The following is a 3,265-nucleotide window of genomic DNA, read 5'->3' as shown; positions in this document are numbered from 1 at the left end:
TGCGGGAGGGGCTGGCGGAGGCGTTGGCTCCGGTCCGGCCGCGTACGGGTGAGGTGCCGTTCTATTCGACGGTGACCGGTCGGCTGATGGACACCGTTGAGTTGGATGCGGAGTACTGGTTCCGGAATCTGCGTGAGACGGTGGAGTTCCAGTCCGCGATCGAGGGATTGCTGGAGCTTGGCCATACGGTGTTTGTCGAGGCCAGTCCGCATCCGGTGCTGACCGTCGGCATCCAGGACACCGCCGACGCCACCGCCACCGACATCGTCGTAAGCGGGTCACTGCGCCGCGACGACGGCGGTCCCGCTCGCTTCCTCACCGCGCTGGCCGAGCTGTTCGTACGAGGGGTGGCGACCGACTGGCGGCAGGCATTCGAAGGGACCGGCGCCCGGCATGTCGACTTGCCGACCTACCCCTTCCAGCGGGAGCGTTTTTGGGTCGAGCCCATCGCCCCGGACGTGGTCCGGGACGCTTATGACACTACTGCGGACGGCGAGTTCTGGGCGGCCGTCGAGCGCGAAGACGCCGCATCACTGGCAACCACTCTTCAGATCGACGACGCCTCACTGGGCGATTTGCTGCCCGCCCTGTCGGCCTGGCGCCGTCGGCGGCACGAATGGTCCGCACTGGAGGCCGTCCGGTACCAGGTCAACTGGAAGCCGCTCGTCGATGACCGACCCACGACGTTGTCAGGCACTTGGCTGGTCGTGGTTTCCGAGGCCGACGCCGACCATGAGTGGGTCTCCGGCGTAAGCGAGACGTTCGCCGAGCACGGGGCCGAGCCAGTGGTGTGCCTGGTGGACGAGCGACACCTGGATCGTGCCGTGCTGGCCGACCGGCTGACGAGTGTGACCGGGGCGAGCAGCACGACGAGCGCGTCGGGCATCAGCGGCGTGGTGTCGTTGGTCGCCCTGGACCAGCGGCCGCACCCGGACTACGCCTCCGTGCCCATCGGGTTCGCGATGACGGTGCTGCTGACTCAGGCGTTGGGCGACACGGGGGTGGATGTCCCGCTGTGGAGTTTGACCCAACGCGCCGTGTCCACCAGGCCCGCTGACACCCTCCTCGCGTCCGCATCGGCGCAGGCACTGGTATGGGGCGTCGGCCGAGTGATCGCACTCGAGCAGCCCCTGCGCTGGGGTGGTCTCATCGACCTACCGACCGAGGTGAGCACGAGGGCGCGGGAACAGCTGGCGAGGGTCTTGTCAGGCGTTCCGGGCGAGGACCAGGTCGCGATCCGGCCGGTGGGGGCCTTCGGGCGTCGGCTCGTCCACGCCCCCGCGTTGCGTACCGACCTGCCGTCCTGGCAGCCGAGCGGGACCGTACTGGTCACCGGAGGCACCGGAGCGCTGGGCGGTCATATCGCGCGGTGGCTGGCGCATCAGGGCGCGGAGCACCTCGTGCTGACCAGTCGGCGCGGTATGGCCGCGCCCGGGGCATCCGCGCTCGTGGCGGACCTGGAAGCGGCCGGAGCGGCGGTGACCGTGGCTGTGTGCGACGTGGCCGAGCGTGCCCAGCTGGCCGAGCTGGTGGCGGATGTCGGCCCGCTGACGGCTGTTGTGCACACGGCCGCCCTGCTGGACGACGCGACGGTCGAATCCCTGACCACCGAGCAACTGCACCGCGTGCTCCGCGTCAAGGTCGACGGCGCGACGCATCTGCATGAGTTGACCCGCGAGATGGAACTGTCCGCGTTCGTGCTCTTCTCCTCCTTGTCCGGGACGGTCGGCACACCGGGGCAGGGCAACTACGCACCGGGCAACGCCTTCCTCGACGCGCTGGCCGAGTACCGCAGGGCCCAGGGCCTGGTGGCGACATCGGTGGCCTGGGGCCTGTGGGCCGGTGGCGGGATGGGAGAGGGCGAGGCTGGCGAGGTGGCCCGGCGGCATGGTGTTCCCGCACTGTCGCCGGAGCTGGCGGTGGCCGCTCTGCGTACGGCGGTCGAACAGGGCGACGCGGTGGTCACGGTTGCCGACATCGAATGGGAACGCCATTACGCCGCCTTCACCGCGACGCGACCCAGCCCCCTGCTCGCCGACCTGCCAGAGGTACGGCGACTCATCGACGCGGGGGCCGCTTCGGTCGTCGAGGAGACGGACCTGGACCGATCCGGGCTCAGCGGGCGCCTGGCAGGACTCGGCGGGGCCGAACAGCGGCGGCTGCTGCTCGATTTGGTGCGTCGCAACGTCGCGGTGGTGCTCGGGCACACCGACCCAGAAGCCGTGTCGTCCCACCGCGCCTTCCAGGAACTCGGCTTCGACTCCGTGACAGCGGTCGAGTTCCGCAACCGGCTGGGTGCCGCGACCGGTCTGCGGCTTCCGGCCACTGCCGTATTCGACTACCCGACCCCGCTGGCCCTGGCGGAGTACGCGCGGTCGGAGCTGCTGGGAGCGGTCGGGGAGCCCCTTCGTGCCGAGCCGAGCGGCTCCCTCGTGGACGACGATCCGATCGTGATCGTGGGCATGAGCTGCCGCTTCCCCGGCGGGGTGAGCTCACCGGAGGACCTGTGGGACTTCCTCGCCGAGGGCGGGGACGTGATGTCGGCGTTCCCCGGGGACCGTGGCTGGGACCTGGCCGGGCTCTTCCACAGCGACCCCGGCCACCCGGGTACCTCGTACACCCGGACAGGCGGCTTCCTCCATGACGCGACCGCGTTCGACGCCGACTTCTTCGGCATCTCGCCACGTGAAGCGGTGGCGATGGACCCGCAGCAGCGGCTGCTGCTGGAGGCGTCATGGGAGGCGTTCGAGCGGGCGGGGATCGATCCTCGGTCGCTGCGGGGCAGCGAGACCGGGGTGTTCGCCGGCACCAATGGTCAGGACTACGTCAGCCTTTTGGGCGGAGATCAGCCGCAGGAGTTCGAGGGCCATGTCGGAACGGGCAATTCGGCATCGGTGATGTCCGGCCGGATCGCCTACGTCCTGGGACTTGAGGGTCCGGCGCTGACGGTGGATACGGCGTGTTCCTCGTCGTTGGTGGCGTTGCATCTGGCGGTGCAGGCGTTGCGGTCGGGTGAGTGCTCGTTGGCGCTCGCGGGCGGTGTCACGGTGATGGCGACACCGGGTCTGTTCGTGGAGTTCTCCCGTCAGCGCGGCCTGGCCGCCGATGGTCGGTGCAAGGCGTTCGCGGGGGCGGCTGATGGCACCGGTTTCTCCGAGGGTGTGGGGATGCTGGTGGTGGAGCGGTTGTCGGATGCGGAGCGGCTTGGGCATCGGGTGTTGGCGGTGGTGCGGGGTAGTGCGGTGAATCAGGATGGTGCGTCGAA

The 3,265-nt window shown here is 69.7% G+C and carries 1 protein-coding gene; it reads left to right on the top strand.

Translation table 11 applies throughout. The annotated features are described in order from the left end of the window. The coding region (locus ABD329_RS47565) for an SDR family NAD(P)-dependent oxidoreductase (protein ID WP_344318240.1) at positions 1-3,265 on the top strand (3,265 nt) is incomplete at both ends.

This window comes from Streptomyces javensis (assembly GCF_039525925.1).
Taxonomy (GTDB): domain Bacteria; phylum Actinomycetota; class Actinomycetes; order Streptomycetales; family Streptomycetaceae; genus Streptomyces; species Streptomyces asiaticus.
The sequence above is the reverse complement of the archived record's forward strand: the minus strand, read 5'-3'. Positions and strand labels throughout refer to the sequence as shown.